This window comes from Schaalia sp. 19OD2882 (genome assembly GCF_018986735.1).
GTDB lineage: Bacteria > Actinomycetota > Actinomycetes > Actinomycetales > Actinomycetaceae > Pauljensenia.
Genome location: NZ_CP065521.1, coordinates 2520934 through 2547046, shown reverse-complemented (window position 1 = coordinate 2547046; position 26113 = coordinate 2520934). Strand labels below are relative to the sequence as shown.

The following is a 26113-nucleotide window of genomic DNA, read 5'->3' as shown; positions in this document are numbered from 1 at the left end:
GCCAGGAACAGAACCGGTCCGGGACCGCCCGGCGCTGCCGTGGGGCCGTTCTTTCCGCGCGGCGCCCGATCTTCCGGACAGGCAAGGGATACAGAGGAACTTTGTCCGAGGCTTCCAGAAAAAATGACGGGGCGCACGTCTTGTCGGGGTGCAATCAGTCGGAGTGATTCTGTAGTCTCAGTACATCGACATTTGTTTGGGAACAACCAGTTCTTTGAAACATTTGATGATCCCGTCCACCAGCACTGCTCCGGAAGGCCCCCGATGGTCAAGAGGTACGCGCGTATCGCCTTCGACGCCGCGCTTGTCGCAGTCGTCGTGATCGTTGCCGCCTACCTTCTGGTCCCGATCATCATCGCAGCTCTCGGCGGAGAAGGCGGGTCATCCGCAGTGCTCGGGGACCTGGATCGCGTGATGAGCTCCAGTGTCGGCACACCCCTTGAGCACTGGACGCCCTCGACCGCTCTCGCCTGACGCCGGGCCGAGCCCCTGCAGCTCAACGACGCAGCTCAACGACGCAGCTCAACGACCCGCCAGATCGCCCTCGTCCCCTTCCGCAACGGCAAGCGACGCAGCGCGCTCGAAGGCCGGACGGGGATACGGATCGCCGACACCTGTGGAAACCGTCTTCGTGGGGCGATCAGGCGCCCGCAGCCCCTTGCGCGCAAGCAACTTGCGCAGCGATGTGACCGCCGTGTCGGCGTAGCGGCTGGACCTGTGGAGATCTCCACGTCGCGGATCCGATCCCAAGTGCACGAAGGCGCACGGTAGCTCCACGACGGACAGGCCCGCAGCCAGGATGTCGATGGTCAGGCCCGCCTCAAGACCGAATCCGCCGGAAAAGGGCATTGCCGCATTGAGCGCCTCACGGGTGAGGCAGCGTTCCTGCGCCAAAGGATTGACCGGCTCCCAGCCGGTGGCACGCCGGATGGCGGTGCGAGCCAGGTTCACGGCCCCGGATTCGCGCGACCTGTTCTGCGCATCGGGCAGGACGCCCACCGCACAGTCCGCGATCCCCGCGTCGACTGCACTGACCAGGGCGCTTGCCTCCACTGCGGACTCGCCCAGATCAGCCGACAGGAACAGGATGTGTCGCAGTGGCGCCTCCAATGCGTCCCGCATGGCCGCCACCTTGACGCCAGTCTCCATGGCGGAGGAACGCCCTCGTTCAACGGTGTGGGAGACCACCACTGCACCACCGGCACGGGCGGCCCTGGCCGTGTCATCGCTGGAACCGTCGTCGACGACGATGATGAGGTCCACCCCGGGGATGGCGCGGCAGGAACGGACCGTACTGGCAATGTCGCGGCCGACGTTGTGGGCGGGAATCACCACGGCCACCGCGTGCGCGTGCGAAGTGCGCGGCCGTCCTGCCCCTTCCGTGGAACTCACGTGACCAATCGTATGCCTGTCGCGAGGATGCGCCTGACAATGAGCATGCTCTCGCGGCATGCCGTGACCGAATCGTGCCCGAGGACGCGGCAGAGCGACCGTGTACGAGGTCGCAGTGGGTCAGCGGATGGTGATCTTGCGTGAGACCAAGCCCTCGCGGGCGCGACGTTCGTCGGCCGTCAGAGGATCGGTGACTTTCAGGGCCTTCTCAATACCCGCGGCCAGCCTCTTCGCGTCTGCGGCGACATCTGCGGCGCCGACGCCCTCGGCGAGTTCGAAGACGGGGATTGCGATGCCGCAGGCGCGGAAGGCGCCCACGTAACGTGAGCCCTCACCCATGTGCGCTTGCCCGGCTGCACGCAGCCTGGCCAAGGCGGTGAAGAGCTTGTACTCGTCGGTGTCGGTGACCACGCGCACGAAGTTCCGGTTCATCTCGCACCAGAACATGCCGGGGACGCCGGGCACGGCCTCGGTCGGGATGACCTCTTCGCGATTGCGTTCCAGGGCACGGGCAGTGTCCGCGTCGAGTTCGCCGTCGGGGTCGAACCAGTAGCCGTAGTCCTGCCACAGGACCATCTCACCGAAGCCCTTCGGGTCGACCAGGTCCTGCAAGCGTGGTGCGGGTTCACGCACGTCGACGCTCACAGTGCCCTCCTCTCCGGCCTCCTTGGCGGCGATTCCGGCAAGCAGTGCGGCGCCTGCGTCATGGGAGAGGTCGGGTGAGGAATTGCGGGTCTGCAGGCCCACGAGAATGCGGCCGTCGGGACGGATCATGACCGAGTGTCCGTCGGGAAGCAGGGTGACGAAGTCGAATTCGACAGCGCCGTGCTCTGCGGTGGTGCGGGCGCTCATGACGGCACAGGGGATGATCTCGCGCATGGCGACCAGCTCGACCTCGGTCGGCAGTGCCTCGTAGGGGCGTTCGACGAAGGGGAAGACCGCGCGGGGCGCGGGACGGTTCGTGGTGGTCGTGACCTTCTTGCGGCGACTGGCTTTACCCATGGAGCAAAGGGTACAGCCAACGCGGCCGAACGCGGCCCCGCCCGCCCCGCTTCGTGAACGCGGCCCCGCCCTCGTGGTGCACGTGGGCCCGAAGTGACCCTCGTGCCGGAACCGGGCCCGCACGCCCACCAAGGGTCAGTGCTGGCCGCGGCCCGAGCGGTGGGTCATGACAGCGGACAGTGCGCCGAAGAGCAGGGCGCTCACGGGCCAAATCAGCCAGGAGCGGTCCCATGCGTTCCACAGGAAGCTCCACACCAAGTAGGTCACCACCGTCAGCGGCCACCACACGGAAGCGATCACGCCGATGAAGCGGCCGCCGGACTCGTCGGCATTGCCGCCGTCCCAGGAACCGGCCTCGGCGCGTGCCTTGGCCGCCCCGCCCGGCGTGAAGACCCGGGTCACACGATCTGACCACGAGGACGCCAGCCACACCAGCAACCCGAAGGCGACCAGGATCAGCGTGAGGACGACACCCAACTCCAGCATTCGCGAATGAGGTCCGGCCCAGAACTCAAGGGGTCCGAAAGGGGCTGCCATCGGCGCCGACTCATCGAGAATTCCGCCGACCACCGTGGAGATCGGTGAGAGGATCCACAGTGCCATCGCCACCAGGAACGCCCTGTTCCTCCCGGGACGCTCCTGCTGTTCCAATGTGGCGGCCCAGGCCTGGACCTCCGGCGTGAGGGTGAAATGGCCGTCGCGCAGGTCTCGGTACGGGCGGAGTCGCTGACTTCGTGCCACCAGCACCAGCACGCAACATGCGACCTGGACGATCGTGAGGCCGACGGACAGGGCTGCTCCGAATGGGTGTTGGTGCGCTCGGATCTGGTCATCCGGGCCGAAGGGGTTCAGGACCAGGCTGATCGGGGAAAGAAGCAGCAGTGCGACACCCGCAGCGATTTGCCAGCGCGTGGCTCGCAAGACGGCGGCCCACTGCTGGGCTCGCTCGAGATCCACAGGGGGCGCAGCGGGTACCGGGATGGCGGTGGGGGCACTGTCCGGTGTCCCGGGTGAGGGCGCTGCGGCCGTCTGCGTCGGCGCACCGAGGTGCAGTTCCGAGGAGATTCCGAGGATGGGGGCCAGCTCGTCGAGGTTTCCGAATTCGGTGATGACCTGGCCGACTGCCTCGTTGTGGGAGGCGCCGGTGGACACCAGCTCGGTGTACTTGTCCTCCATCATCGCCCGCAGCTCCGCCTTGGCCTCCATCAGGCGCGGGGTCTGGGGCAGTGAGGCGAACATCGTGTCCAGGTAGGTGAGGATCGCTTCCATCAGTGGACTCCTTCCACGAAACGGTCGACGAGTGCCTTGGTGGACTCCCACTCGGTGAGTTTGTCCGCCAGGTGCGTACGGCCTTGGGGCGTGAGGTGGTAGTAGGTGCGCGGCTTACCTGTTTCGGAGGTGCCTTCGGTGGGTCGGACGAGGCCGGCCCCTTCGAGGCGTTTGACCGCCGAGTAAAGGGTTGTCTGCTTGATCGTGTACTCCCCGCCGGAGACCTCGGTGATCGTCTTGGCGATTTCGTAGGCGTAGGAAGGGTGCGAGGTGAGGATCGACAGGACCATGAGGTCGATGTAGCCACGAATGGCGTCAGCGCTGATCATCGGGACCTCCTGTGCGTGCCGTGTGCAACGTCTTGGCAGCGCGAACTCTTGAGTACGTCCAACGTACTACGGCAGACGTACTACGGCAAGCGTCTTCGCGAGATTCCTCCGTCCTTCCGCAAGATTCGTCCGTCGGACCGACGAGGTCGACGTCTGCGCCTGGCCCGAGTCGCAGACCTGCCCGAACTGTTGCACTCGACGAGATGGATGGAGCGAAGTGTCTCCCTCGACGGAGTTCGCACCTGTTTCCTCCCAGCTTCCCATCAAGAAAGATGCTTCTGGACAAGAATCCGGCCCAGTGAGAACGTTCTGCCCTGTTGGGTTCGCCTTCTGTCGAAAGACCCGTCTGCGACAAACCGTTGATGAATCTTTCCGATGAGAGGAAGGCTTTCAGGGTGCGGCTTGACCTCTTTGGTGCCAAGACTCGACCCGAACGGCATGACGGACGAATCTCACCGAAGGACGGACGAATCTCGCGGAGGGTGGGGGCAGTGCCCCCGGGGGGCGGAGTGTGCCTGGGTCAGATTGCCGTGGAGGCCGCTCGCACTGCGTCCAGACCCGCCAGATAGCGGTCCAAGAAGACCTCGAAAGCCGCCGCATCATCAGGATCCGGATCCACCACGGAGGTCGACGCATCGGCGAAGACCACCCGGTCCAGGTACTCCGGCAACGAAGGCGCAGCCTCGCCCTCGTGCGCCACCACCGACGCGAAACGTGCCAGGACGGCGATGCCCCAGGCTCCGCCCTCACCCGCCGTCGCCCCGACGGCCACCGAGGTGCGCAGGGCATCGGCCAGCACCTTCTGCGCCACGCCCTCGGTCTTGAAGATGCCGCCGTGGGCCAACAGACGCTCCAGCGAGACTCCCTCACGGGTGAGCACGTCCATACCCGCGCGCAGCGGGGCGAAAACGGCGTTGAGCTGCGCGCGAGTGGTCGAAGCCAGGCTCAGGTGCGCATCGGGGGCGTGCGTGATCAGAGGGCGCCCCACCTCTAGGCCGATGACCGGTTCGCCGGAGAGAAGGTTGTAGGCCAGCACCCCGCCGCCGTCGGCCTCGCCGGTCATCGCGTGCTGGTAGAGCAGGTCGTACACGCGCCCCACGGGGATCTCGAGCCCCGCAAGGGACGCGAACTCGGCGAACATGCCGACCCACGCGTCCAGCTCCGATGCGCCATTGTTCGAATGCACCATGGCCACGGGCGACCCGTCCGGAGTGGTCACCGGGTCGATCTCCTCGTGCAGACCCTCGATGGCCTTCGCCAGGACGACCATCGCGAAGATCGAGGTGCCGGCAGAAACATTGCCCGTGCGCGGTGCGACGGCATTGGTGGCCACCATGCCGGTGCCAGCATCACCCTCGGGCGGACACATTGGGACACCGGGCTGCAAGGTGCCGGTCGGATCCAGCAAATGAGCGCCCTCGGCCGTCAACCGCCCCGCGTCCTGGCCGGCCACAAGGACCTCTGGCAGCAGGTCGCCCAGCTTCCAGTCGAAGCCGCGGTCGGCGATCAGCGCGTCGTAGGCGGCCACGCGCCTGCGGTCCCAGTCCATGGCCACAGAGTCGACGGGGAACATGCCGGAGGCGTCCCCCACCCCCAGGACATGGCGGCCGGTGAGCATGCGGTGCACGTGCCCGGCAAGCGTGGTCAGGGAAGCGACCTCGCCAACGTGCGGCTCGGCATCGAGGATCGCCTGGTGCAGGTGGGCGATCGACCAGCGCTGCGGAATGTTCACGTCCAGCAGCTGCGAGAGTTCGTGGGCGGCAGGACCGGTGGACACGTTGCGCCACGTGCGGAAGGGAACCAGCAACTCCCCCGCGGCGTCGAAAGCCAGGTAGCCGTGCATCATCGCCGAGATTCCCAGCGCGCCGTATGTCGTAGGCGTGACCCCGTGACGTGCTTCGACCTCGCCCACCAGTGAGGCGTAGGCGTCCTGGAGCCCCTGGCGCACGGCCTCCATCGAGTACGACCAGCGGCCGTCGACCAGCTGGTTCTCCCACGCGGAGGACCCGGTGGACAGGACGTTGTGGGCATGGTCGACCAGGACGGCCTTGATGCGGGTGGATCCGAGTTCGATGCCCAAGGCGGTGTGGCCGGCTTCGATGGCGGTGCGGGCGTCGGGTGTGCTGGTCATGGGGGTTCCTCCAGGGCGTCGACAGTGACGAGGGCGGGGCGAGGTGGGACGAGGGCGGGGCCGCGCGCAGACGGCCACAACTGATCAACGCTAACACCGTGGGTCCTGGCCTGTTGCGCTTTGAAGCGGCGAAGGGATGCGCCAGTTGTCGGTGGCGCTTCAGGCGCTGCTGCGATCCCGCCCGAAGGGCACGAAATGGACGGCGGCCCTGCGAGGTCGATGCCCGCAGGGCCGCATGTCAGGGGTGCGACATGCTCAGATGATGACCGCAGTGCCTGTCGCGCAGGCGGCGAGCATGCCGTTGTCGGCGCCCAGCGTGAAGTAGTCCACCTTCACTGCGATGATCGCATTGGCGCCCATCTGCTGGGCGCGGCCACACATCTCATTGACCGCCGTCTGGGCGGCCTGCTGCATCTCCGACTCGTAGGCGGACGAACGCCCGCCGACAAGGTTGCGAAAGCCCGCACCAATGTCCTTGAACAGGTTGACACCTGCGATGGTTTCGCCGGAGACCATGCCGACGTACTGCTGGACGGGATGACCTTCGATGGCATTGGTCGTGACGACGAGCATGAGGACCTCCTCAGGGAAATTCGGGTTCACCACCAGTGTGCCGGTAGGTGAGCGCATGTGCACGCAATGTGGGCAACCCGTCTCGCGCCGGACCCGGGCCGCCCACATGCCACGTCAACGCACCGGCCTTCAACCTCGCCCTGGCGACGCCGACAGCGCTCTGACCCCAAGGACTCAGAAGTCCCAGTCCTCGTCCTCGGTGTCGACGATGTCGCCGATGACGTAGGAAGAGCCCGAACCGGAGAAGAAGTCGTGGTTCTCGTCGGCGTTGGGCGACAAGGCGGCGAGGATCGCCGGGTTCACGTCGGTCATGTCCGCGGGGAACATCGCCTCGTAGCCCAAGTTCATCAGCGCCTTGTTCGCGTTGTAACGCAGGAACTTCTTCACGTCCTCGGTCAACCCCAACGGGTCGTAGAGGTCCTCGGTGTACTGCTCCTCGTTGTCGTACAGGTCCAGCAGCAGCCCCATCGTGTAGTCGCGCAGCTCGTCCTGGCGGGCCTGCGAGGACTCCTGCACGGCCAGCTGGTACTTGTAGCCGATGTAGTAGCCGTGGACGGCCTCGTCACGGATGATCAGACGGATCAGGTCGGCCGTGTTCGTCAGCTTGGCGTGCGCACTCCAGTACATGGGAGCGTAGAAGCCCGAGTAGAACAGGAAGGACTCGAGCATCGTCGAAGCGACCTTCCGCTTCTCCGGGTCGTCGCCCTCGTAGTAGCCCTTGATGATCTCCGCCTTGCGCTGCAGAGCCGCGTTCTCACGCGACCAGCGGAAGGCCTCGTTGATGGCCTCGGTGGACAGCAGCGTGGAGAAGATCGACGAATACGACTTGGCGTGCACGGACTCCATGAACGCGATGTTGGTGAGCACTGCCTCCTCGTGGGGGGTGCGGGCGTCCGGGATCAAAGAGACTGCGCCGATCGTCCCTTGCAAGGTGTCCAGCAGGGTCAGACCCGTGAAGACACGATTGGTCATCTCCTGCTCGGCGGGGTTCAGGGTCGCCCACGACGCGATGTCATTGGACAGCGGCACCTTCTCGGGCAGCCAGAAGTTGCCGGTCAGGCGATCCCAGACCTCCAGGTCCTTCTCGTCCTCGATGCGGTTCCAGTTGATGGCCTCGAACACCGGCTCGGTCACTGCGGATCCCTTCGTCCGTCCTCCAAGTGGCGCATCCCCCACGGGGCACGCTGGCACAAGCGTAGCGGCCCGGCGGCCCCCAAAGTCCACAGGCCCGCCGGGCCGTCACTTCGCGCCTTGGTCCACCTGCGCCAGGACGATGTCAGCAGTGAGGTCCGCGGCGAAGGTCAGCGCAGCCAGCGGCAGCGCCACCACCGTGTGGCCGACCGCGTTGCCGCGCGCGCGACGCGCCTCACCCTTGCGGAACAGGCACTTCTCCGCGGCCACCGAGGCAGCGATCCCCAAGGCGGCGACTCCTCCGACAAGGGTCAGCGGCGGCAGGGCGCCCGCCGGGTTCTCGGTCACCGTGCGCAGCACTTCGCCCGGTGTTCCGGCCGATGCGGCCTCGCCCTGGTCGGAACCGGCCCACGGGTCGGAGGTGTCGGAGTCCGCCCACGGGTCGACCTCCCCGGCCCCACCGAACCAGTGTGCGGGCAGTGACCTGCGGACAAGGTCCACCAGGATCCCCGTCTTGAGCACTGTACGCACTGCCCGTGACCGCACGAGGTCGGGCATGGCGTACCAGGCGAAGGTTTCAGCGGCGGTGATGGCCGCGTGGCGGATGCTGTCCGGGTGACGCGAGATCAGCTCGCACAGGTTGGCCATGGGAGTTTCATCGGTCAGGTCGGTCATCGTCGTCCTCCAGGTTCCACGTCTTGTCCGCTTCCGAGCCTAGTGGGCACGCTCCTGCGTCGTCACCCCGGCAGGGGTTCGTTCCAGGGGACGAGGGCGGGGCGGCCCCGTCGAAGCCCCGACCTGCGGCATCCGGTCTCGCCCTCGTCTTCAGTCCGCCAGCAGATCCACCAGACGATCCACCACGGTGCCTCCAGATGCCCGCAGGCCGTCGTGCTGGAACTCGTTGGTGATCCATGTGCGCGCGCCCACCAGGTCCGCAGTGGCCAGCGACAGGTCACGCGGGACGAACATGTCGTCGTGGTAGACGGCTGCCGCCACGGGCACCTCCGTGTCCTTGAGGACCTCCGGCAGGTACACGGCCGGCCAGTCGGTGCGCGCCGCCATGACGTCGACCGCCTCCAGGAAGGGGCGGGTGGCCGGGTCCTCTGCGATCGCGGCGCGAGTCATGTGCTCACCGGACAGGTACCAGGGCTCGGCCTCGTCCAAGGGGTCGGCGTCGGGGTGGAATCCGGGGACCTCACGCGAGAGTCGCTCGGCCGACCAGTTCGTGGCCGTGCCCGCCAAGTCCGGGGTGGCGCCCGCGTAGATGGCCTCGTGCAGGACGGCGTACATGGGTGTCCACGCCAACTGGGTGCCGACCTGCGCCAGGAAGTCCGCCGACAGGCGCCGGCGACCGCCCACCGTGACCCACGGACCCTCGAAGAGGTAGTGCAACAGGTCCGTGCGCAGACTCCCGCCCAGTGACATGCCCACCAAGCGGAATCGGGCGGGCGTCAGGCGTTCACCCGTGGGCAGCAGTTCTTCCGTGTCGCGCAGGTGGGCGGCGATCTCGCGGATGGTGCGCCGATCTGCCCGGTGGCGGCGGAAGTAGGTCTCGTTGCGTGCGGCGGTGGCGGCGTAGGTGCGCCTGTAGATCTCGTCGACGTGGACCATTCCCGCAAGTCCCCCCGTGACCAGGCACTTCGTCAGAGCCTCGGGGAAGGCCGAGAGATAGGCCAATGTGAGGAATCCACCGTAGGACTGGCCGATGGTCGACCAGGGCTTTCCGCCGGTCAGGGCTTCGCGCACGACCTCCGCGTCACGGATGATCTGATCCTGGCGAAACAGTGCCAAATGGTCGGCCAGGCGCTGGGCGTCCACGGTGCCGCCGGTGCCGGTGAAGTCCCCGCCTTCGAGGAGGCTGCGCACGTCCAAGCGGGTCGACTGGCCGGTGCCGCGCTGGTCGAGCAGGACCACCCGGTGGTCCTTGAGCAGGTGGCCGACGAATCCGTCGTGGAAGTCACCGTTGCGTGGAGCCTCGTGGCCCGGACCTCCCTGCAGGTGGACGACATGGGGCAGATCCTCGCCGCCGTCACGCACGACCTCGCGGGCGAAGACCTCGATCGTCGGGTTGTCGGCGCCGACCGCGCGCATGTGGTCCAAGGGGACGTCGAATCGGTGCTCGTGGACGGTGCAGGAGTGCTGGCGGTAGGTGACGGTGCCCATGGGGGAAGCCTATCCCCGCAGACCGGGCGAGAGCGGGCCGGTCAGGTGCTCAGGGCGAGCAGAGCGACGTAACTGGCAGTGCCCACGAGGATGCTCAGCATCATCCGCCGCCCACCCAGCAGATGCGTGGCCACCGTCAACCCTGTGGCCACCGCCGCCGCCCACCACTTCCCGGGCACCGCCACCATGTGTCCCTGAAGGGTCACGACAGCAAGCACGAAGAGGATTCCGGCAGGCATCCACCGGCCCATGTCCCGCACGAAACGCGACTCCCGCAAAGGTTCGAGGATTGCAAAGGGCAGTGCTCGCAGGGCGAAGTCAATGACCAGGACGATGCCGAGCACCGCCAGCAGATAGCCAAGAGTCGGGGTCATGAGCGCACCTGCCCGCCCTCGTCACGGGTGCGCCACGACCCGGCGCGCACCCACAGGTGACGCAGGCACAGCAGGCCCACGAAGACCCCCAACGACGTGAGCAACCACTGCCCGGGGGCGAGGAACCACGCCAGGATCATGGCAAGGCCCGCCAACAACACGGACGGAACCTCCGCCCGGGTGCGAGCCGCATCCAACGCCAGGGTGATGAACATGGCGCACAGGGCGAAGTCCAGTCCCTCGATCCTGCCCGGCAGCAGGGAGCCCGTCCCCACCCCGACAAGTCCTGACGCCACCCACGTCGACTGCAGAGCCACCTGCATCGCAAGGAGGCGCGTGTGGGTCCACCCCTGGGGGCGAGCGACGGTCAGGGCGTAGGCCTCGTCCACCAGGGCGTACATCGAGTAGAGCCTCGCACCTGGGCCACGCACCGCCTTCAACGGGAAGGAGAACGCGTAGAACACGTGGCGCGAGTTCACCAGGAAGGTCGTCACCGCAATGGTCGCCAGCGGAGTCCCCGCCGATGCCAAGCCCACGAGGAGCAGTTCCGCCGACCCCGAATAGGCGGTCAACGACAGGGCCGGCGCCATCCACCACGGCAGGTTCGACTGGGCCACCAGCAGCCCGAAGGCAATGCCCAAGGGCACGTACCCCAGCGCCGCAGGGGCGACGATGCGCAGCCCCTCGACGATCTCCCTGCCCGTCGAGGTGGCCGGGGCGGCGCGCAGACGGACGCGAGACGCCGCCTCGCCAGTGCCCCGCCTCTCCTGCGGGTGGTGCTTGTGCCCGGGAACGTCCACGGCCCGATTGTCGCGGGCGGCGCCCTGCCCGCGCAGAATCGTCCATCCGGACGCAAACGTGTGACGAGGGCGGGGCCGCCGAGTGGGGAGGTCGAGGAATGCGTTCGCGGCACGGGTGGGCGGGACGAGCCCTGGGCGGTGGAGTCGCGCTGGCGGGCCAGTGGCGAGCAGGGACCTTCGGGGCTCCGCACCCTCAGGCGACGGGCAGGCCTTCGTCGTCCAGACGCAACAGCGCCTGGGAGTTGCGGGTGATGGTCAACAGGAAAGGACGTCCCGGAGGAAGCAGGCGGATGACGAGGCTGCCCTCCGCCGTCGTGTCCAGGGCGACGACCACGTACTCCAGGACGCGGCGACGTACGGCCTCGGGAATGTAGGCGCCACGATTGTCGTCCAGCAGGACCAGCTCCACCCCGCGGGCGCGCGCCCGGCGTGCCGCACTGGTCACCTGGGTGCCGACGAAGAACTGGGCGCGAATGCCGTCACGCAACTCGGCCTCGACCAGGCGCGCCTGGGTGACCAGCTCAGGCGTGAGCTCGCCGTCGCCGATGACTCCGTCCAGGACGGGGGTCACACGGTGGGAGACGGAGGACAGGGTGGTCTGCATGACCTGGGTGACCTCCTCCTCGATGCGGCTGCGCGCGGTGCGCAACTGTGAGCGCCGCATCTGCCGGCGGGTGGCGGTGCTGGTGTGCTGGGCCAAGCGAGTGACCAGCCCCCACACGAAGACTGTGCCCACCAGTGGCCCGTTGTGATGGACCAGTTCCAGCAGGCTCTGGTGGCCCTGGACCAGCCAGGCGCCGGTCGTGAACAGTGCGGCCCCCTGGATGAGGTACACGGGTCCGCGGCGCCCCCGCACCAACAGGCCGTAGCAGATCATTGCCAGGGCCGAGGTCGACCAATCCGCCCAGCCGGGGCTTGCCCCCAAGGGGATGGCCGAATACAGGGTCATGTTGCCCAGGATCGCCCCCAGCGCCATCTCGTAGCCCGTCTGGGTGGCCATGACCGTGTTGGAACGCGGCAACACCAGGACCAGGGCGCTGATCGCGATGGTCCCGAAGGCCAACCATGCGGCAATGTTCGAGGTGTACAACTCCAAGGCCAGGAGCAGGCACAACAGGTGGGCGCCGGCGCCGACTGCCGCCAGGAAGCGGCTGCTGCGCTTCTCCATGGCGGCCGAGAACGGCTCCTGCCACGGGATCGCGTCCAGTGTCGACGGGTCGTCGTCATCGGCGGAGCGCCCCCGGCGCCCCTGCTTTGTCGAGGCCAGCGCGTGGACCGGATGGGAGGGGCGGGTCGGCAGAGTACGTGGGGTGCCTTCGGTCCCGGAGGCCTCGGCCTGGCGGAGGATCTCCGGCCACGGTGCCAGCGGCGAACACACGGGAGCCTTCTCGAACCAGCCGATGTCGATGATCGTGCCGGCGCCCGGCGCGGTGAAGATCCCGACTCGTCCACCCACGTCCTCGATCCGGGTGTTCAACGAGTGCTGCAAGCCGTGACGGGTGCGGTTGACCTTGCGCAGTTCGAAGCCTGCACCGTCGTCCCCCACCACGACGCCCACTCGCCCGTTGGCGGCCGAGAGTCTCACCCAGCGGTCGACCTTCCGTGTGGCGCCTGCACCATGAGCTGGGACGGCGTGTTTTCGGGAGTTCGACAGGGTTTCGAAGGCGCAGTCCGACAGTGCGGTGGCCACGAGGGCGGGCAGCAGGACGTCCTCTTCGACCAACACCTGGATGCGCACGGGCACACCCATGGCCTCAACCTGGTGGCGGATGGTGGCGAAGACGTCGGAGGCGTGGCGTGGAACCTGCTTGTCAACTGACATCGTCAGTGCCGCTTTGGCCACGGAAGCGGCGCGACGCAGTTGCTCGCGGTCCTCCACACCGGCGATGACGGGGGCCAGTGCGGAGAGCACGTGGTCGTGGATGAAGTCGTTGGCGCGTTGGCGCGCAAGGGAGCTTGCCTGGCGTTCCACGAGGCGGTCGGTCTCGCTCCAGTGGGCGCGTTCGGAGCGGTCCAGGACGCTGGTCTGGCGCAGCAGCCAGGAGAACATCCCCAGGGTCAGCAACCCGTGCGCCAAGAGCATGGTCACCGACACGACCGCGTGCAGGTCCACGGGCCACGGCACGGTCGAGGTGAGCACCATGTGCACGGGCGCAACGACAACGACGTAGGTGAAACGCCAGACCAGCGACAGCGTGATGGCCGCCAGAGGCACGGCCACGGGCAGCTGGTGCGTGAGCGGAGTGGTCCACTCCTGGCCGGTCCACATGCGGGCGGGGTCGGTGACACGCAGGTAGAAGAAGGTGGCGGAGGACAGCGCGTACAGGACCAGGTGGATGACGGTGAGGGTCTCCCACACGTAGTCGAGGCGGGACCTTCCGGCTCCGAGGCGCAGAGTCACCAGGGTCGGATTGTGGTCCTCCTGCGTCAGGTGTGCCGGCTCCTTCTGACGGCGGTCCCGGTACAGCTGGATGGCGGCGATCAGCGCGATGACGGGCGGCAGGACGTGCACGGGCACGTACCCGATCCACGTGAGAGCCGCCCCGACCCTGCGGAACTCCGGGGCGAAGTCGGACAGGAACAGCAGGTCGATGATGACGGACACGAGGCCGCCCATGACGGCCAAGGAGCGCCTGAGGTCGATGTGGTTGCGTCCGACCCGACGCAGACGCCACGCTCCGAAAGCTGCGGGAGCTGCGATGACGCTGACTTCGCGGTCGTCCCACGGGATGGTGCGGGCCTGGCTGCGGGTGGGCAGTGAAGGCGGCTGGAGTCGCATGGGTGACCTCAGGCCAGCATCGTCGACTGGACGTGGACGACCTTGAGGCCCGGCGCCGCGGTCCACAGGGACGAGTCGAAGGAGCTTCCGCCCGCCCAAGTGGATCGGTGGCACACCAGCCACGCTCCGGGGGCGACTTCGCGCACGTCCATTCCGCCCACCTTGAGTCCGGTGGGCGCACTGCCGGCCAGTTCCTCGGTGATGCGCCCTTGGGGCCACACGCGGTGGCAGCCGGGGGCCGCGAGTTCCGTCAGAGCTGCCGTCTCGCCGGCCACCCAGGCGCGGATGAAGCGGGTGTGTGCGGCGCGCACGTCCTCGGCGGTGACGAGGGCGGGGGTCGGAGCCGCTGGAAGAGAAGAGGTCTCGCCCTCGTCCCCCGGGGCGGAGGTCTTGGCGAAACCGGGGCCGCCGGGCGGGACTCGGCCATCCCGGAAGGCTTCGGCGCAGGCGCGCGCCAAGTCGTCGGCGCGCTCGTTCATCGGGTGGCCGGCGTGGCCCTTGACCCACTCGAAGGTGACGGTGCGCCCCTGGATTGCCCGGTCGATCTCCTTGACCAGGTCGAGGTTCTTGATCGGCTGCTTGTCGGCCTTGGTCCAGCCGCGCTTCTTCCAACCCGGACGCCACTTGGACACGACATTGATCGCATATTGCGAGTCGGCCAGGACGTGCAGGGGCTCGTCGGCCAGGCCCGCCGCGGCTGTGGCGCGCAGCAGTTCGAGGACGGCGGTGAGCTCACCGATGTTGTTGGTCGCGTGGTCCCAGCCGCCGGCGTCCCAACAATCCTCGGAGACCACCCACGCCCAACCGGCAGGACCCGGGTTTCCCAAGGCCGAACCGTCAACGGCAGCGGTGATCGTCATCATGTCACCCGGGGTGCGGTGTCGTGGCGGATGGTGGCGTCGGCCCGGTGTGGTCCGGTCAGTCGAAGTAGCTGACCAGGCCGTCTTCGGCGGCGCGACGGAACAGGTCCACGCGGGACTCGGCGGTGCGGCCGGCCTGGCGGTACTTGTCGCGGATGCGGGCAATGTAGGTGTTCACCGTGTTCTTCGAGATGCCGAGCGCACGGGCCACCGCATCCGAGGCCTCCCCCGAGGCGTAACGGGCCAGAACCTGGGCCTCCAGCGCCGACAGGTGCGAGGTGACGAAGTCGTCGTCGGCGTCCAGGGCCGCCGCCCAGTCCAGGCCCGGGCGGGTGCGGCCCTCAGCGGCCTCCTGCACGGCCTCGACGATTTCGTGCGAGCCGGTGGACTTGCGGACGATCGACAGTGCGCCGGCCGAGATGGCCTCGCGCACCAGCACCGGGTCGTCGGCCGAGGTGTAGATGACCACGGGGATCTCCTGGGCCATCAGCGACTGGATGTTCTCGGTCGGGGTGGACGAGTCCGCCAGGCGCAGATCCAGGACGGCGATGTCACCCTTGGCCAAGGTGGCCGACTTCAGGTCGGGGAACCATGTGACCTCGGCGTCGACGCCCTGCACGTGGAAGGCGTGTGCGACTCCGTGTCCGACGATTTCGTGGTCATCGATGACGACGATGTGGGGTGCGTTGCTCATCGCGGTGCCTCCAGGTGCGCGCGTTCTGGTTGATGGCTTTCCGGTGGACGTCTCCACACGGGAACACCACAGATCGTACAGGTCACAACCTTGAGATCGTGGCTGCCGTGCCCTGCGTGTGCCGTGCCGCACACGCCGCAGCCGTCCCGGCCGAGTCAGCCGAGGTGGGTCAGGACGAAAGCGAACTCCTCGGCTCGGGCGCGCCACAGGTCCTCGCGTTTGGAGCGGCCCCCATGTCCGGCGACCATCTCCGTGCGCAGCAGGATCGGACGTTCCTGCGGGTCCGAGGCCGTCGCCTCACGCAGACGCTGCACCCACTTGGCCGGCTCGACGAAGAACACCCGAGTGTCGTTCAAGCCGGTGGTCGCCATGACCGCCGGGTGCACGACGCCCTCGGCGACGTTCTCGTAAGGCGTGTAGGCGCGCATCGCCGCGTGGACCTCGGCATCCTCGATCGGGTTGCCCCACTCCTCCCACTCGCCCACGGTCAGCGGCAGTGACGGGTCAAGGATCGTCGTCAGCGCATCGACGAAAGGCACCCCGGCCAAAATGACGCGGAAGGTCTCCGGCGCCGCATTGAGCACGGCGCCCATGAGCAGCCCACCTGCGCTGCGACCTTCGGCTGCCAGGCGATCGGCAGCCACCCACCCCGAGCTCAGCAGCCAGCGCCCCACGTCGACGAAGTCGGTGAAGGAGTTGACCTTCGCCAGCTTCTTCCCGTCCTCGTACCAGGCCCTGCCCAACTCGCCGCCGCCGCGCACATGAGCGATCGCGTGGACGACTCCTCGGCGCAGCATCGGCAAGCGCATGGCCTCGAAGGTCGGGTCGAAACTGATCTCGTAGGAGCCGTAGCCGTGCAGCCAGCCGGGGTTGGTGCCGTCGGGGCGCAGGTCGGAGCGGCGCACCAGGGTCACCGGCACGTCCGTGCGGCCGTCGCGGGCGTGCACCCAGACGCGTTCTTCGACGAAGTCGGCGGGGTTCCAGCCGGGCACCTCGAGGGTGCGAAGGTGGGTGCGGGTTCCGGTGCGTGCGTCGACCTGCTCCCATGTGGGAGGCACGGTGATGCTCTGGTGGACGATGCGGAATGACGTGTCATGGAATGGGCCGGAGATCACCTCGATGGTGTGGATCGGGCTGTCGACCTCGACGAATCGGCCGGGGCCCCACACATCCCCCAGCGGTTGCGCACACAATGCGGCCGGTGTGGCGCCGCCGTCACCCGTGAGCATCGCGTCAGTGCAGGTCTCAGCCGCGCCGGCTTGCGAGGGCCGGGACATTGTGTGCGAAACGAGGGGGATTCGGCGCTGGTGGCACTCCAAGCGCGTCAAGGCGCCCGAGCGCATCGAGACCACGCAGAAGTCCGCCCACGCCTCCACCGAGACAATGCGTTCACCTGGACCCGGCTCGCGCACGCTGACCCATGTCGACTCCGGTGCGAAGGGGGACCAGGGTGCGCCAGCAGGCACCGGCGAGGTCGTGGGCGAGGCCGCATCGACCCCGAGGACCTCCCCGCCCTCGGCCGCACCAGCGGATTCCCTCCGCATTCCACCAACCACAGCACATGCGCATTCGCGCAGGTCACGTGGAAGTGGGGCGGTCGCCAGCGAACCTTCGTCAGTCGATGCCGAATGCACGACCAGCAGGTGGTCGCCAGCCGGTTCGACGCTGAGCAGCACTCCCTCGCGCCGGCCAGTGGCCGGCAGCGGCGGGCACTCGGGCACAGCCGGCAGCCACACCCATGCTTCGCCAGTCGTCGTCGAGGTCGAGTGCACGGCCACGTGGTCCGGGTCGTTCGAGGGCGAGAACCACAGGTCGAAGCCCTCGTCGGCTTCGCTGAGCAACAGTGTGTCGCTGGAGGCCTCCTCGCCCACTCGGTGCAGCCACACCTCGTGCTGGCGCCACGCCTCGTCGACCCGCGTGTAGATGAAGGACCCGGAGTCGGCCGCCCACGCCAAGCCGTGACCCGCACCTGTCACCGACTGGTCGATGACGGTGCCGGTGTCCACCTCCATGACGATCCACGTCCATCGCTCGTCGCCACTGAGGTCGCGTGCCCAGGCAACCAAGCGCCCACACGGGCTCGGGGTCAGGCCGACCAAGCGGAAGAACTCTTGGCCACGGGCCCACTCGTTCTCGTCGACCACCAATTGCTCGCCGGGCAGGGCGAGGCCGGGAAGCACCCGGGGAGGCAGAAGCGGCGGAGCCGCCGAAGCGGTGGACGACGGGTTCGCGGCCCCAGCCGGCGAGTCGGCGCCGGCGGTGGGCGAGGCGGCATCGGCGAGCGGCTGGTCAGGGGCGCCCTGAGCGGGAACACGATGATGGCTGAGATAGGCTCCGGGCTCGGCGCGCCGCGAATACCACCAGTACCCGGCCTCCAGGACGGGCACTGTCACCTCCACCCGAGGGGAGAGCGCGTGAATCTCGTCCACCAAGGACTCGGCGAGGCCCACCTGAGCGGCGCACATGCGATCGGTCCACGCGTTCTCGGCACGCAGGTGGGCCAGGACCTCGGGATCGTCCTTGTCGCGCAGCCAGTCCCACGGGTCGTCGAAGTGGTCGCCGTGCACATTGCGCACACGTCGGCCGTACTTCTTGGCCGCAACCGGCGGGGCAAGAGGCGGCTGTGACCCCACGGCCTCGGGCAGGTCCACCGAGGCCGGTGTCGTGGTCGGATCCTCTCCGGCACGTGCGGGAGACGGGGTGTTTTCGATCGAGGACGAGGGCGGCGTGGGTTCGACAGACATGTCGGCCAGCCTACGACCTGGCGACGCCGAGCCCGGGGGGCTGAGGTCCGGAAGTCGTGCCCGGGGGGCACGGGTCCTGGAGCAGGCCGACCGATCAGCCTTCACGGTGCGTGAGTCAAAGGATGGAACCACGGGTGCGCTCGCGGCCGACCGGAGGGACAATTGCCGGGTGCCCGACCAGTTGAACTCCCCGCCCTCGCCCTCGAAACCACCCTCGCCCCCGTCCGTACCGTCCTTTCCGAAACCGGCCGACCCCCACGGCACGACCACAGGGCTCGCCTGGCCCACCTCGCTGACGACCACCGTCGACGACGTCGCCCTCGTCTTCGAGGGCGGGGGCATGCGCGGCGCCTACACGGCTGCGGTCCTGACCGCACTGTTGGCCGAAGGCATCCACTTCCCTCACGTGTCGGGCATTTCGGCGGGATCGTCACACACGATGAACTACGTGTCGCGCGACCCGTGGCGGGCGCACGCGAGCTTCGTCGACGTCGCCGGTGACGAGCGCTGCGGCGGCCCCGGGTACTGGCTGCGCGGGCAGGGACTGTTCAACGTCGACTTCCTCTACGACGAGGTGGTCCGTCCGGGCGGTCCCTTGCCTTTCGACCATGCGACTTTCCACGCCAACCCCGCGCAGGTCCAGGTGGGGACCTTCAATGCGAGTCGCGGCGAAGAAGTGTGGTTCGGCAAGGAGGACATGTCCGGCGTGTTCGACATGGCGCGGTGCGTGCGGGCGTCATCGACCCTGCCTTTCCTCATGCCGCCGCTGGTCATCGACGGTGAGACCTACTACGACGGGGCGCTGGGCCCCAATGGTGGGATCGCGCTGGATGCACCCATGCGCGCGGGCTACCGCAAATTCGTCCTGGTGCTGACCCGGCCTCGTGGGTACGTCAAGGGGCCGGTGCGTCCGGCTCTGGATGCCGCGCTGGCCGCCCGCTTCCGACACCTTCCTGCCGTGCGCGAGGGGGTCGTGCGGCGACCGTCCCGTTACAACGCGGCCCTGCGCACGATTGAGCGTCTGGAGGAGCAGGGCCGGGCGTGGGTCTTCCGGCCGGACTCGCCGAATGTGAGGTCCACGGAAATGGACGTGGACAAGTTGGAGGCCGCCTACCGGGCCGGGTCGGCCCAGATCCAACGGGAAATGCCCTGCCTCAAAGCATTCCTCGGCATGTGAAACCCCGATACACCGTGTCGCTGAACTGCGACATCGCCGCGACCGGGCCGACACATCGCCCGCGTAGTGTCGATGTCAACGGCGCAGCGGGCAGGGCCGCTGAGGCGGTGGTCGCTGCGGTCCCGTGTCCGGGACGCATTCCGCAGAACCGGCCACCACATGGCCCCACCTGTGAGTGACCCGTCGCCGAGGACCTGAACACGACCACAGAGCAAGGAGCGACATCATGAAAACCCTCTCGCGAAAGACGACCGGCCTGGTCGCCGCCATCGCACTGGCATCCCCCTTGACCCTGGGACTTGGCGGCTGCACCGCAACATTTGGCATCCAACAGGGCGAAGGGGCGTCGAGCAGCGCATCGGCCTCGTCGCAATCCGGTGAATCCACCCCCGCGACTCCGTCCGACAAGCCCGCCACAAGGGCTCCGCAAACCGGCGGTGAGGAGGCCTCCGGTCATCCGGCCGCAACCAAGGGAGCCTCCAGCGGATCCACCGACACCAGCAAGGTGCATGCGTCGCAGGACATCGTCGCCGGGAACCACAAGTTCCGCGTCGACGTCAACTCCGTCATCGTCAAGGACGGTGTCACCACCTTGACCATGACGATCACCAACACCGACACGAAACCCGCCACGCCTTGGCAGCGTCTGCTGGACCCCGTCGGGAACAATCTGCTCGTCGGAGATCGTCTCGCCCTGGTCGACATGACCAAGAAGCTCCTCTACCGGCCCGGCAAGACCGCGGACGGCCACTGTCTGTGCACCGAGCAGGTCACGGGTGAGGCGATCGAAGCCGGCGATTCCCGCGTCCTCTTCCAGACCTTCGCCGCACTTCCTGAGGACGTGTCCACCGTGAACGTCCAGTGGAGGTTCGCCCCCCTGCCCTTCGAGAGCATCCCCGTGGAACGCAGGTGAGTGCCATGACGCCACGACCCGTCCCGGCAATCGACAACACCGGCAGATGCGGCAGGCGGCGCGGCGCCCTCGATCCCGCCCTCGTCATGGCCGCCGCGCTGGCCCTCACCACGCTGATCTGCGCCCCCGCCGCCCATGCGAGCCCCAACCCTGCTCCCGCTGTGAGCGCACCCCCGGCCCCGCCCGCCGCGCCCGCCACCCCGTCCCTCGACTTCGGTGAACCCGAACAACTGGAGTTCCCCGCCCCGCTCGTCCTCGAATTCCCCGTGGAGACCGAGGACAGAGCCGCGACGACGGTTGAACTGGAAAAGGCCACCACCACCCTGTCGGGGGACGTGAACTTCGAGGTCGACTCGGACCAACTGACCCCGAGGGCCAAGCAGATCCTCGACTCCCTGGCCGCTCAATGGGCGCAGGCTGCGCCCTCGTCGGTGACGATCACCGGACACACCGATGACGTCGCGGATGACGCGCACAACCTGGACCTGTCCAAGCGGCGCGCACGCACGGTCGGCAACCACTTGAAGTCGAAGGTGCCGTCCCTGAAGGTCGCCACCGACGGCAAGGGAGAGGCGCAGCCGCTGGTTCCCAATGACTCGGAGGAGGCGCGGGCCAAGAACCGTCGGGTCGAGATCCGCGCCGAGGAGTAGGTCCGCGGGCGAGGGCCGCAATCGTAGGGTGGAAGCCGAGTCGGGGCCCGATGGTGGCCCGTAGGTGGAAAGGAGCCGTTTCATGACGCCCCCACGTCCACAGGGCCCCGCGGGCTCCGCCAGGGGCGAGACCCCGGCTCGGGTGCTCCTGGTTGACGACGAGGACGCCATCGTCGACGGCTTGGCCCCTTTCCTGCAGCGCTGCGGATTCGAAGTCCACACCGCCCCGGACGGGGTGCGCGGATTGGAGGAGCTCGAACGCTGCGTCCCCGACATCGTCGTCTCGGACATCATGATGCCGCACATGGACGGGCGTGAGATGGTCCGGCGCATCCGTGCCCGCGGCACGTGGACGCCGGTCATCCTGCTGACGCGCATCGACGCATCCTTCGAAAGGTCCGCAGCCCTGGACGAGGGCGCTGACGACTACCTGTCGAAGCCCTTCGACCCGCAGGAGTTGGTTTCGCGCATCCGAGCGGTGCTCCGCCGCACCCAAGGGGCACCGCGCCCCCTGTCGGCGGCCCAGCGCTTGGTGTGTGGAGACCTGGTCCTTGACCGTGTGGCCCGACGTGCTCACAGGAACGGGCGCGAACTGGAACTCACGCCCAAGGCGATGATGCTCCTCGACTACCTGATGACCCACCCGGGTGAGTTGCACACGCGCGAGCGTCTGCTGTCGGCATTGTGGGGAATCGACTTCGCCTCCTCGACACGGGCCGTCGACCACCGGATTCGTGAGATTCGTTCATCCCTGGGTGAGGATGCTGCGTCCCCCACCTTCATCGAGACGGTGCCGTCGGTCGGCTATCGCTTCATGGGGCAGGTTCTCCAGTGAGCCGCCCGGTGCGCCTCCTCCTTGCCGCCATGGTTCCGGCCCTCATCGGGCTGGTTGCCTCGCTGGTGTGGGTTCTTGCGGGTGAGCGGCGTGGCCTCACGTTGTTCCTGCCTGTGCCGACCCTGACGGCGGCGATCGGCGTGCTGGTCTCGCTTCTGGCGGCCGTGTGGATCCTCGTGTCGTGGATGCTTGCCCGCGCCAAGGAACGAGGGCGGAGCGAGCAGGCTGAACAGCAGGTCTTGGAGCATCGGCAGTTTCTTGCCCGCCTGGACCACGAATTGAAGAATCCGTTGACGGCGATCCTGGCGGCGGCGGCTTCCGAGGGGCCGCAATCGATGCAGATCGTCACCGCGCAGGCCAGGCGGATGGGTGTCCTGGTGACGGACCTGCGAAAACTCTCCGATCTGAGTTCGGCGCCCTTGGACCTGGAGGATGTGGACCTGGAGGAAGCCGCCACGGATGCCGTGGAGGCTGCACGTGCTGCGGTGGGCGGCGCGCGCGAGTTCGTCCTCGTCTTTCCGAAGGCGCCGTGGCCGCTGCCTCGTGTGCGCGGGGACGCGGACCTGTTGTATTCGGCGTTGCAGAACGTCGTGATGAATGCCGTGAAGTACTCCGATGTCGGTGCGCGCATCGAGGTGCGCGGCAGCCAGGTGGAGTCGGCCGTCCAAGTGGAGGTCGCTGACACCGGGATCGGGGTGCCTGCGGCGGATGTGAGGGCCGTGTGGTCCGAGTTGGCTCGCGGATCGAACACGATGGGCCGACAGGGAAGCGGCTTGGGGCTGGCATTGGTGCGGATCGTCGTCGACAAGCATGGAGGCACGGTCCGTCTGACCTCGCGCGAGGCGGTGGGCACCAGCGTGACGATGACCTTCCCGATCGCCGGCCCCACCTCCTCGCCCTGACCTCGCCCCTAGAGGGCGGCGAGGGCTTCCACCGGGCTGGTTCGGGAGGCCCGTCGACCCGGCAGCCACGAGGCCGTCGTTGCCGCCAGCACAGCCACCACCACCGTTGCCGCCACCACCTGCCACGGTATGACGATGTGCGTCGTGATCACGTCCAAGGGGATCGCCCAAGTGCCGACGACTCCGAAGAAGACGCCCAGTGCGAGTCCCACCAGTGACGCCGTCAGTGAGACGAGGACGGCCTCCAGTGCGAGCATCCTCCGCATGCTTGCCCGGGTCATGCCGAGTGCCCGCAGCAGACCGTTCTCGCGGGTGCGCTCGTGCACGGACAGACTCAACGTGTTCGTCACGCCCACCAGCGCCACCACCACCGACACCGCCAGCAGGCCGACGACGATCGCCAGGACCAAGTCGATCATGCGCCCGTACATTGCGCGTTCGAGTGCCGCGCCGTTGACATCCACCTGGGCGTCCAGGGAGAGCAGAGCCGACTGGACGACCTCGGCGTCCGCCGCCGGAGCGAGTTTCACGATGACCCTCACCACGGGCGCATCGGGAGCGATCGTGGCCAGGACCGCCTCGGAGACCATAGCCGCTCCGGTGGTGACTTCCGTGGAGGTCTCTGCTTCGAGGTCGACGCAGCGGGCCTGCGCACCGTGCCCCGCCTCGCCACCGGCGGCGGTTGAACCGCCCGCGCACACGGTCACGGGCCCCGCGATGCTGTGATCATCCTGTGGCAACTGCACCAGGTGCTCCTTGACGGCGCTGACCTCCGAGTGAGCCACTTTCTGCAGGTCAGGGACCCCCATGAGGGACACGGGGATGGAGAACCCGCCGGTCCGGAGTTCTGCCGTCACACCTCGGACCGGGGCGACGGCCTCGATGCCGTCAGTTGACGCGATGCGCTCCAGCAGGCCCGGTCGGACGTCGCCCTCGATGGACTGGACGACGAGGTCGAAGGGGCGTCGCGCATCGACTTCGCCCTCCAATGTGGCGCGCACGGAGGTGGCGCCCACCGCCATCATCGTGATGAGCGTGACACCGATGACCACCGCAGTGCCTGTGGCGGCGGTGCGACTGGGATTGCGCAGGGTGTTGCCGCGCGCCATCTCGCCGACGGGCCCGCGCACCGCCAGCCCGACTGCGCCGGTGATCGCCGGCAGGCAGGCCGAACAGATGAACAGCGTTCCGATCCACGTGACCAGACCACCCAGGAAGGTGATGAGGAAGCCGCGCGTGGGGTCCGTGTCCGCCAGGCCGAACCACATGGCGACTCCGCCGCCCGCAGCCAGCACCAGGCCGACGACCATGCGCCCGATCGTGGATCGACGCGCGGAGGGAGCGGCTTCATCGACGGGTGACAGGGCCACCATGGGTGCCACACCCGACACTGCCAGGGCCGGGCGCAGCCCGAGCAGCGCTGTCAGCACTGTGGCACCCAACCCCGTGCCCGCCACGACGAACCACGGGACCAAGGCCAAGGCCTCGCCGGCGTCGCGTGCAACACCCAACGGCACCAGGGACGCAGCGGTGATGACGGTTCCGAGCACCGTTCCGACCAGTGAGGACACGGCCCCCACGACCAGGGCTTCGAGCAGCACCAGTGAGCGCACCTGTCGTGAACGTGCGCCGATGGCGCGCAGCAGGGCGAGTTCGCGGCGACGCTGGGCAAGGATCACCTGGAAGGTGGTGGCCACGACGATCGCAGACACCAGGGTGGCGATGCCGGGGAAGAGGAGGATGACTCCGGCAGAAGAGACCACGCCGACCTTCCCCTTGTCCAGTTGTGCCTCGAGGGCCGTCTGCGCGGGAAGCACCACATAGCCGGGTTCGTCGGCCAACACCTTCTTCACGGCGGCCGTCAGGGCGGCGGAGTCGGCGGCGCTGACCGGTGACTCCTCGGCGAAGTTCAGTCCGTCGCCGGCGACCAGGACGGATCTGATGTACGTGCCAAGGCCCAGCTGCCGTACGCCTTCGGCGCTCATGCGCACGCTGGCCATCCCGGATCTGACTGCGGGGCTGATGCCGGTCACGGTCAGGGTGGGGGCGGAGTGCCCGGAGGCGGAGCCTCCCAAGGTGCGGCCCGACTGGTCTGAACCCCTCCCACCCGCAAGGTCGGTGAACTCGACCTGACCGCCCACACCGACGCCGAGGATCCGCGCGGACTCCTCGTCCAGGACGATGCCGTGCCCATCGGTGGGCAGGGCTCCACGGACCAGCCGCGGCTGGGCCAAGGGCTCGGGCAGCAGCGTGGTCAAGCCCTTCTTGATCCGCGTGGAGCCGACATTGAGGGAGACCAGTGCGGAGCGCTCGTAGCCCACCGCACTCACGCCCGGAACCGTGGCGACCTTCTCGGCCACACCCTCCAGGCCCGATGCGGGCAAGTCGGCATCAGTGTCCTCATCCAGTGAGATCGCGATGGCGGCGCCCGTGTACGCGCTGCGGGTCTGGGCGATCAGCCCTTCGGCCAGTGCGGAGGTGAAGAACAGGCAGGCGACGACGAAGGCCGTCGAAATGGTCACGGCCAGGCCGGTGGCCAGGTAGCGGCGCGCGTGGGAGCGAACATTGGCGGCAAGCAGATCCTTCATCGTGCCGACTCCGCGAGGATCTCGGCGCTGGGGTGACGCAGGTCGGAGACGATCCGGCCGTCGCGCACGACCAGGACGCGGTCGGCCACCAGGGCCGCCTTCTGGTCGTGTGTGACCATGATGACGCTCTGCCCCAGGTCGTCAACGGCGGTGCGCAGCAGTTGCAGGACTTCGGCCGACGAGGCCGAGTCGAGGTTCCCGGTGGGCTCGTCGGCGACGATGACGGCCGGCCGGGACACGAGTGCCCGTGCGACGGCGACACGCTGCTGTTGTCCGCCCGAGAGTTGGCTGGGCAGGTGACGCAGACGAGGCCGCAGGTCCAGCGCTTTGACGACTTCGTCGAACCAGGCCGGGTCGGGGGCGCGGCCGGCCAGTCGCAGCGGCAAGGTGATGTTGGCTTCGGCGTCCAGCGTGGGCACCAGGTTGAATGCCTGGAAGACGAATCCGATGCGGTCACGGCGCAGCTTGGTCAATTCGTCGTCGCCCAGGCGTGACAGGTTCGTTCCGTCGACGACGACATGCCCGGAGGTGGGCGTGTCCAGGGCCGCCAGGACATGGAGCATCGTCGACTTTCCGGAGCCGGAGGGGCCCATGATCGCGGTGAAGCGGCCGGCTTCGAAGCTCACGTCGACCTTGTCCAAGGCAAGGACCTGCGTATCGCCTTGGCCGTAGGTCTTCGACACTGAGGACAGGTGGACGACGGGAGTGGGGTAATCGCTCATGACACGTATCGTCGCGTGTGCGGTCAGGTCGGGGACATCGGGTGTGTCCCTGATCGTTCCCTGAGGATTCCCGGGGGGTTGTCGG

23 protein-coding genes are annotated in these 26113 nt (G+C 67.9%); 6 read left to right on the top strand and 17 right to left on the bottom strand.

What is annotated here, in order from left to right:
* The first annotated feature begins 264 nt into the window (after positions 1–264).
* Positions 265–474 (top strand): hypothetical protein, encoded by a 210-nt coding sequence (locus tag I6B53_RS10930; RefSeq protein ID WP_216764237.1) that lies wholly within the window; start codon positions 265–267, stop codon positions 472–474.
* A gap of 48 nt (positions 475–522) precedes the next feature.
* Here the strand turns inward: I6B53_RS10930 and I6B53_RS10925 are convergent, their stop codons facing one another.
* The 15 genes from I6B53_RS10925 to I6B53_RS10855 form a co-directional block, all read right to left on the bottom strand.
* On the bottom strand, positions 523–1392 hold the full coding sequence (locus I6B53_RS10925; RefSeq protein ID WP_253953887.1) for a glycosyltransferase: 870 nt from the start codon (positions 1390–1392) through the stop codon (positions 523–525).
* Positions 1393–1512: 120 nt separating this feature from the next.
* Positions 1513–2394 carry a DUF5926 family protein gene (locus I6B53_RS10920; protein ID WP_216764235.1) on the bottom strand — a complete coding sequence of 294 codons (882 nt, stop codon included), beginning with the start codon at positions 2392–2394 and terminating at the stop codon, positions 1513–1515.
* A 135-nt stretch (positions 2395–2529) separates the two neighbouring features.
* Positions 2530–3663, bottom strand: a complete 1134-nt coding sequence (locus I6B53_RS10915) for a permease prefix domain 1-containing protein (protein ID WP_216764234.1) — start codon at positions 3661–3663, stop codon at positions 2530–2532.
* Positions 3663–3992, bottom strand: a complete 330-nt coding sequence (locus I6B53_RS10910; RefSeq protein ID WP_216764233.1) for a PadR family transcriptional regulator — start codon at positions 3990–3992, stop codon at positions 3663–3665. The genes I6B53_RS10915 and I6B53_RS10910 overlap by 1 nt, the downstream gene beginning before the upstream one ends.
* 520 nt (positions 3993–4512) lie before the next feature.
* Complete coding sequence (locus I6B53_RS10905; protein ID WP_216764232.1) at positions 4513–6123, bottom strand: xylulokinase; 1611 nt, start codon at positions 6121–6123, stop codon at positions 4513–4515.
* Between the two features lie 255 nt (positions 6124–6378).
* A complete protein-coding gene (locus I6B53_RS10900) occupies positions 6379–6696 on the bottom strand; it encodes a YbjQ family protein (protein ID WP_216765475.1) in 318 nt (105 codons plus the stop codon).
* A gap of 174 nt (positions 6697–6870) precedes the next feature.
* Positions 6871–7830, bottom strand: a complete 960-nt coding sequence (gene nrdF, locus I6B53_RS10895; protein WP_216764231.1) for a class 1b ribonucleoside-diphosphate reductase subunit beta — start codon at positions 7828–7830, stop codon at positions 6871–6873.
* A gap of 105 nt (positions 7831–7935) precedes the next feature.
* Entirely contained in the window at positions 7936–8502 is a 567-nt protein-coding gene (locus tag I6B53_RS10890; RefSeq protein ID WP_216764230.1) for a hypothetical protein, read from the bottom strand.
* A gap of 150 nt (positions 8503–8652) precedes the next feature.
* Positions 8653–9990: an alpha/beta fold hydrolase gene (locus tag I6B53_RS10885; RefSeq protein ID WP_216764229.1), complete on the bottom strand. Its 1338-nt coding sequence runs from the start codon at positions 9988–9990 to the stop codon at positions 8653–8655.
* A gap of 41 nt (positions 9991–10031) precedes the next feature.
* Complete coding sequence (locus tag I6B53_RS10880) at positions 10032–10364, bottom strand: branched-chain amino acid transporter permease (protein ID WP_216764228.1); 333 nt, start codon at positions 10362–10364, stop codon at positions 10032–10034.
* The gene (locus I6B53_RS10875) at positions 10361–11092 is read right to left on the bottom strand and encodes an AzlC family ABC transporter permease (protein WP_216765474.1); all 732 of its coding nucleotides are present in this window, start codon (positions 11090–11092) and stop codon (positions 10361–10363) included. Before I6B53_RS10875 ends, I6B53_RS10880 begins: the two co-directional genes overlap by 4 nt.
* Before the next feature lie 265 nt (positions 11093–11357).
* Complete coding sequence (locus I6B53_RS10870) at positions 11358–13943, bottom strand: hypothetical protein (RefSeq protein ID WP_216764227.1); 2586 nt, start codon at positions 13941–13943, stop codon at positions 11358–11360.
* An 8-nt stretch (positions 13944–13951) separates the two neighbouring features.
* Entirely contained in the window at positions 13952–14803 is an 852-nt protein-coding gene (locus I6B53_RS10865) for a ribonuclease H (protein ID WP_216765473.1), read from the bottom strand.
* Positions 14804–14861: 58 nt separating this feature from the next.
* Positions 14862–15497, bottom strand: a complete 636-nt coding sequence (locus I6B53_RS10860; protein WP_216764226.1) for a DNA-binding response regulator — start codon at positions 15495–15497, stop codon at positions 14862–14864.
* Between the two features lie 155 nt (positions 15498–15652).
* Positions 15653–18241 carry a S9 family peptidase gene (locus I6B53_RS10855; protein ID WP_216764225.1) on the bottom strand — a complete coding sequence of 863 codons (2589 nt, stop codon included), beginning with the start codon at positions 18239–18241 and terminating at the stop codon, positions 15653–15655.
* A 169-nt stretch (positions 18242–18410) separates the two neighbouring features.
* Here I6B53_RS10855 and I6B53_RS10850 point away from each other — a divergent pair, with 169 nt between their 5' ends.
* From I6B53_RS10850 to I6B53_RS10830, 5 genes are all read left to right on the top strand, one after another.
* Positions 18411–19418, top strand: a complete 1008-nt coding sequence (locus I6B53_RS10850) for a patatin family protein (protein ID WP_253953886.1) — start codon at positions 18411–18413, stop codon at positions 19416–19418.
* Between the two features lie 226 nt (positions 19419–19644).
* Positions 19645–20331 carry a hypothetical protein gene (locus I6B53_RS10845; protein WP_216764224.1) on the top strand — a complete coding sequence of 229 codons (687 nt, stop codon included), beginning with the start codon at positions 19645–19647 and terminating at the stop codon, positions 20329–20331.
* A gap of 5 nt (positions 20332–20336) precedes the next feature.
* Complete coding sequence (locus I6B53_RS10840) at positions 20337–20981, top strand: OmpA family protein (protein ID WP_253953885.1); 645 nt, start codon at positions 20337–20339, stop codon at positions 20979–20981.
* Positions 20982–21063: 82 nt separating this feature from the next.
* Positions 21064–21816 carry a response regulator transcription factor gene (locus I6B53_RS10835; protein ID WP_216764223.1) on the top strand — a complete coding sequence of 251 codons (753 nt, stop codon included), beginning with the start codon at positions 21064–21066 and terminating at the stop codon, positions 21814–21816.
* Positions 21813–22718 (top strand): sensor histidine kinase KdpD, encoded by a 906-nt coding sequence (locus tag I6B53_RS10830; protein ID WP_253953884.1) that lies wholly within the window; start codon positions 21813–21815, stop codon positions 22716–22718. Before I6B53_RS10835 ends, I6B53_RS10830 begins: the two co-directional genes overlap by 4 nt.
* Positions 22719–22726: 8 nt before the next feature.
* On the opposite strand, the gene I6B53_RS10825 is transcribed toward I6B53_RS10830, so the two are convergent.
* Positions 22727–25306, bottom strand: a complete 2580-nt coding sequence (locus I6B53_RS10825; RefSeq protein ID WP_216764222.1) for an FtsX-like permease family protein — start codon at positions 25304–25306, stop codon at positions 22727–22729.
* Positions 25303–26028 (bottom strand): ABC transporter ATP-binding protein, encoded by a 726-nt coding sequence (locus I6B53_RS10820; protein ID WP_216764221.1) that lies wholly within the window; start codon positions 26026–26028, stop codon positions 25303–25305. Before I6B53_RS10820 ends, I6B53_RS10825 begins: the two co-directional genes overlap by 4 nt.
* Between the last annotated feature and the right edge of the window lie 85 nt (positions 26029–26113).

Bases quoted from the DNA above. Each gene is read 5' to 3' on its own strand.
- I6B53_RS10930 (WP_216764237.1), top strand. From the start codon at position 265: ATGGTCAAGAGGTACGCGCGTATCGCCTTCGACGCCGCGCTTGTCGCA.
- I6B53_RS10920 (WP_216764235.1), bottom strand. From the start codon at position 2,394: ATGGGTAAAGCCAGTCGCCGCAAGAAGGTCACGACCACCACGAACCGT.
- I6B53_RS10915 (WP_216764234.1), bottom strand. From the start codon at position 3,663: ATGGAAGCGATCCTCACCTACCTGGACACGATGTTCGCCTCACTGCCC.
- I6B53_RS10910 (WP_216764233.1), bottom strand. From the start codon at position 3,992: ATGATCAGCGCTGACGCCATTCGTGGCTACATCGACCTCATGGTCCTG.
- I6B53_RS10905 (WP_216764232.1), bottom strand. From the start codon at position 6,123: ATGACCAGCACACCCGACGCCCGCACCGCCATCGAAGCCGGCCACACC.
- I6B53_RS10900 (WP_216765475.1), bottom strand. From the start codon at position 6,696: ATGCTCGTCGTCACGACCAATGCCATCGAAGGTCATCCCGTCCAGCAG.
- I6B53_RS10890 (WP_216764230.1), bottom strand. From the start codon at position 8,502: ATGACCGACCTGACCGATGAAACTCCCATGGCCAACCTGTGCGAGCTG.
- I6B53_RS10885 (WP_216764229.1), bottom strand. From the start codon at position 9,990: ATGGGCACCGTCACCTACCGCCAGCACTCCTGCACCGTCCACGAGCAC.
- I6B53_RS10880 (WP_216764228.1), bottom strand. From the start codon at position 10,364: ATGACCCCGACTCTTGGCTATCTGCTGGCGGTGCTCGGCATCGTCCTG.
- I6B53_RS10870 (WP_216764227.1), bottom strand. From the start codon at position 13,943: ATGCGACTCCAGCCGCCTTCACTGCCCACCCGCAGCCAGGCCCGCACC.
- I6B53_RS10865 (WP_216765473.1), bottom strand. From the start codon at position 14,803: ATGACGATCACCGCTGCCGTTGACGGTTCGGCCTTGGGAAACCCGGGT.
- I6B53_RS10860 (WP_216764226.1), bottom strand. From the start codon at position 15,497: ATGAGCAACGCACCCCACATCGTCGTCATCGATGACCACGAAATCGTC.
- I6B53_RS10855 (WP_216764225.1), bottom strand. From the start codon at position 18,241: ATGTCTGTCGAACCCACGCCGCCCTCGTCCTCGATCGAAAACACCCCG.
- I6B53_RS10845 (WP_216764224.1), top strand. From the start codon at position 19,645: ATGAAAACCCTCTCGCGAAAGACGACCGGCCTGGTCGCCGCCATCGCA.
- I6B53_RS10840 (WP_253953885.1), top strand. From the start codon at position 20,337: ATGACGCCACGACCCGTCCCGGCAATCGACAACACCGGCAGATGCGGC.
- I6B53_RS10835 (WP_216764223.1), top strand. From the start codon at position 21,064: ATGACGCCCCCACGTCCACAGGGCCCCGCGGGCTCCGCCAGGGGCGAG.
- I6B53_RS10825 (WP_216764222.1), bottom strand. From the start codon at position 25,306: ATGAAGGATCTGCTTGCCGCCAATGTTCGCTCCCACGCGCGCCGCTAC.
- I6B53_RS10820 (WP_216764221.1), bottom strand. From the start codon at position 26,028: ATGAGCGATTACCCCACTCCCGTCGTCCACCTGTCCTCAGTGTCGAAG.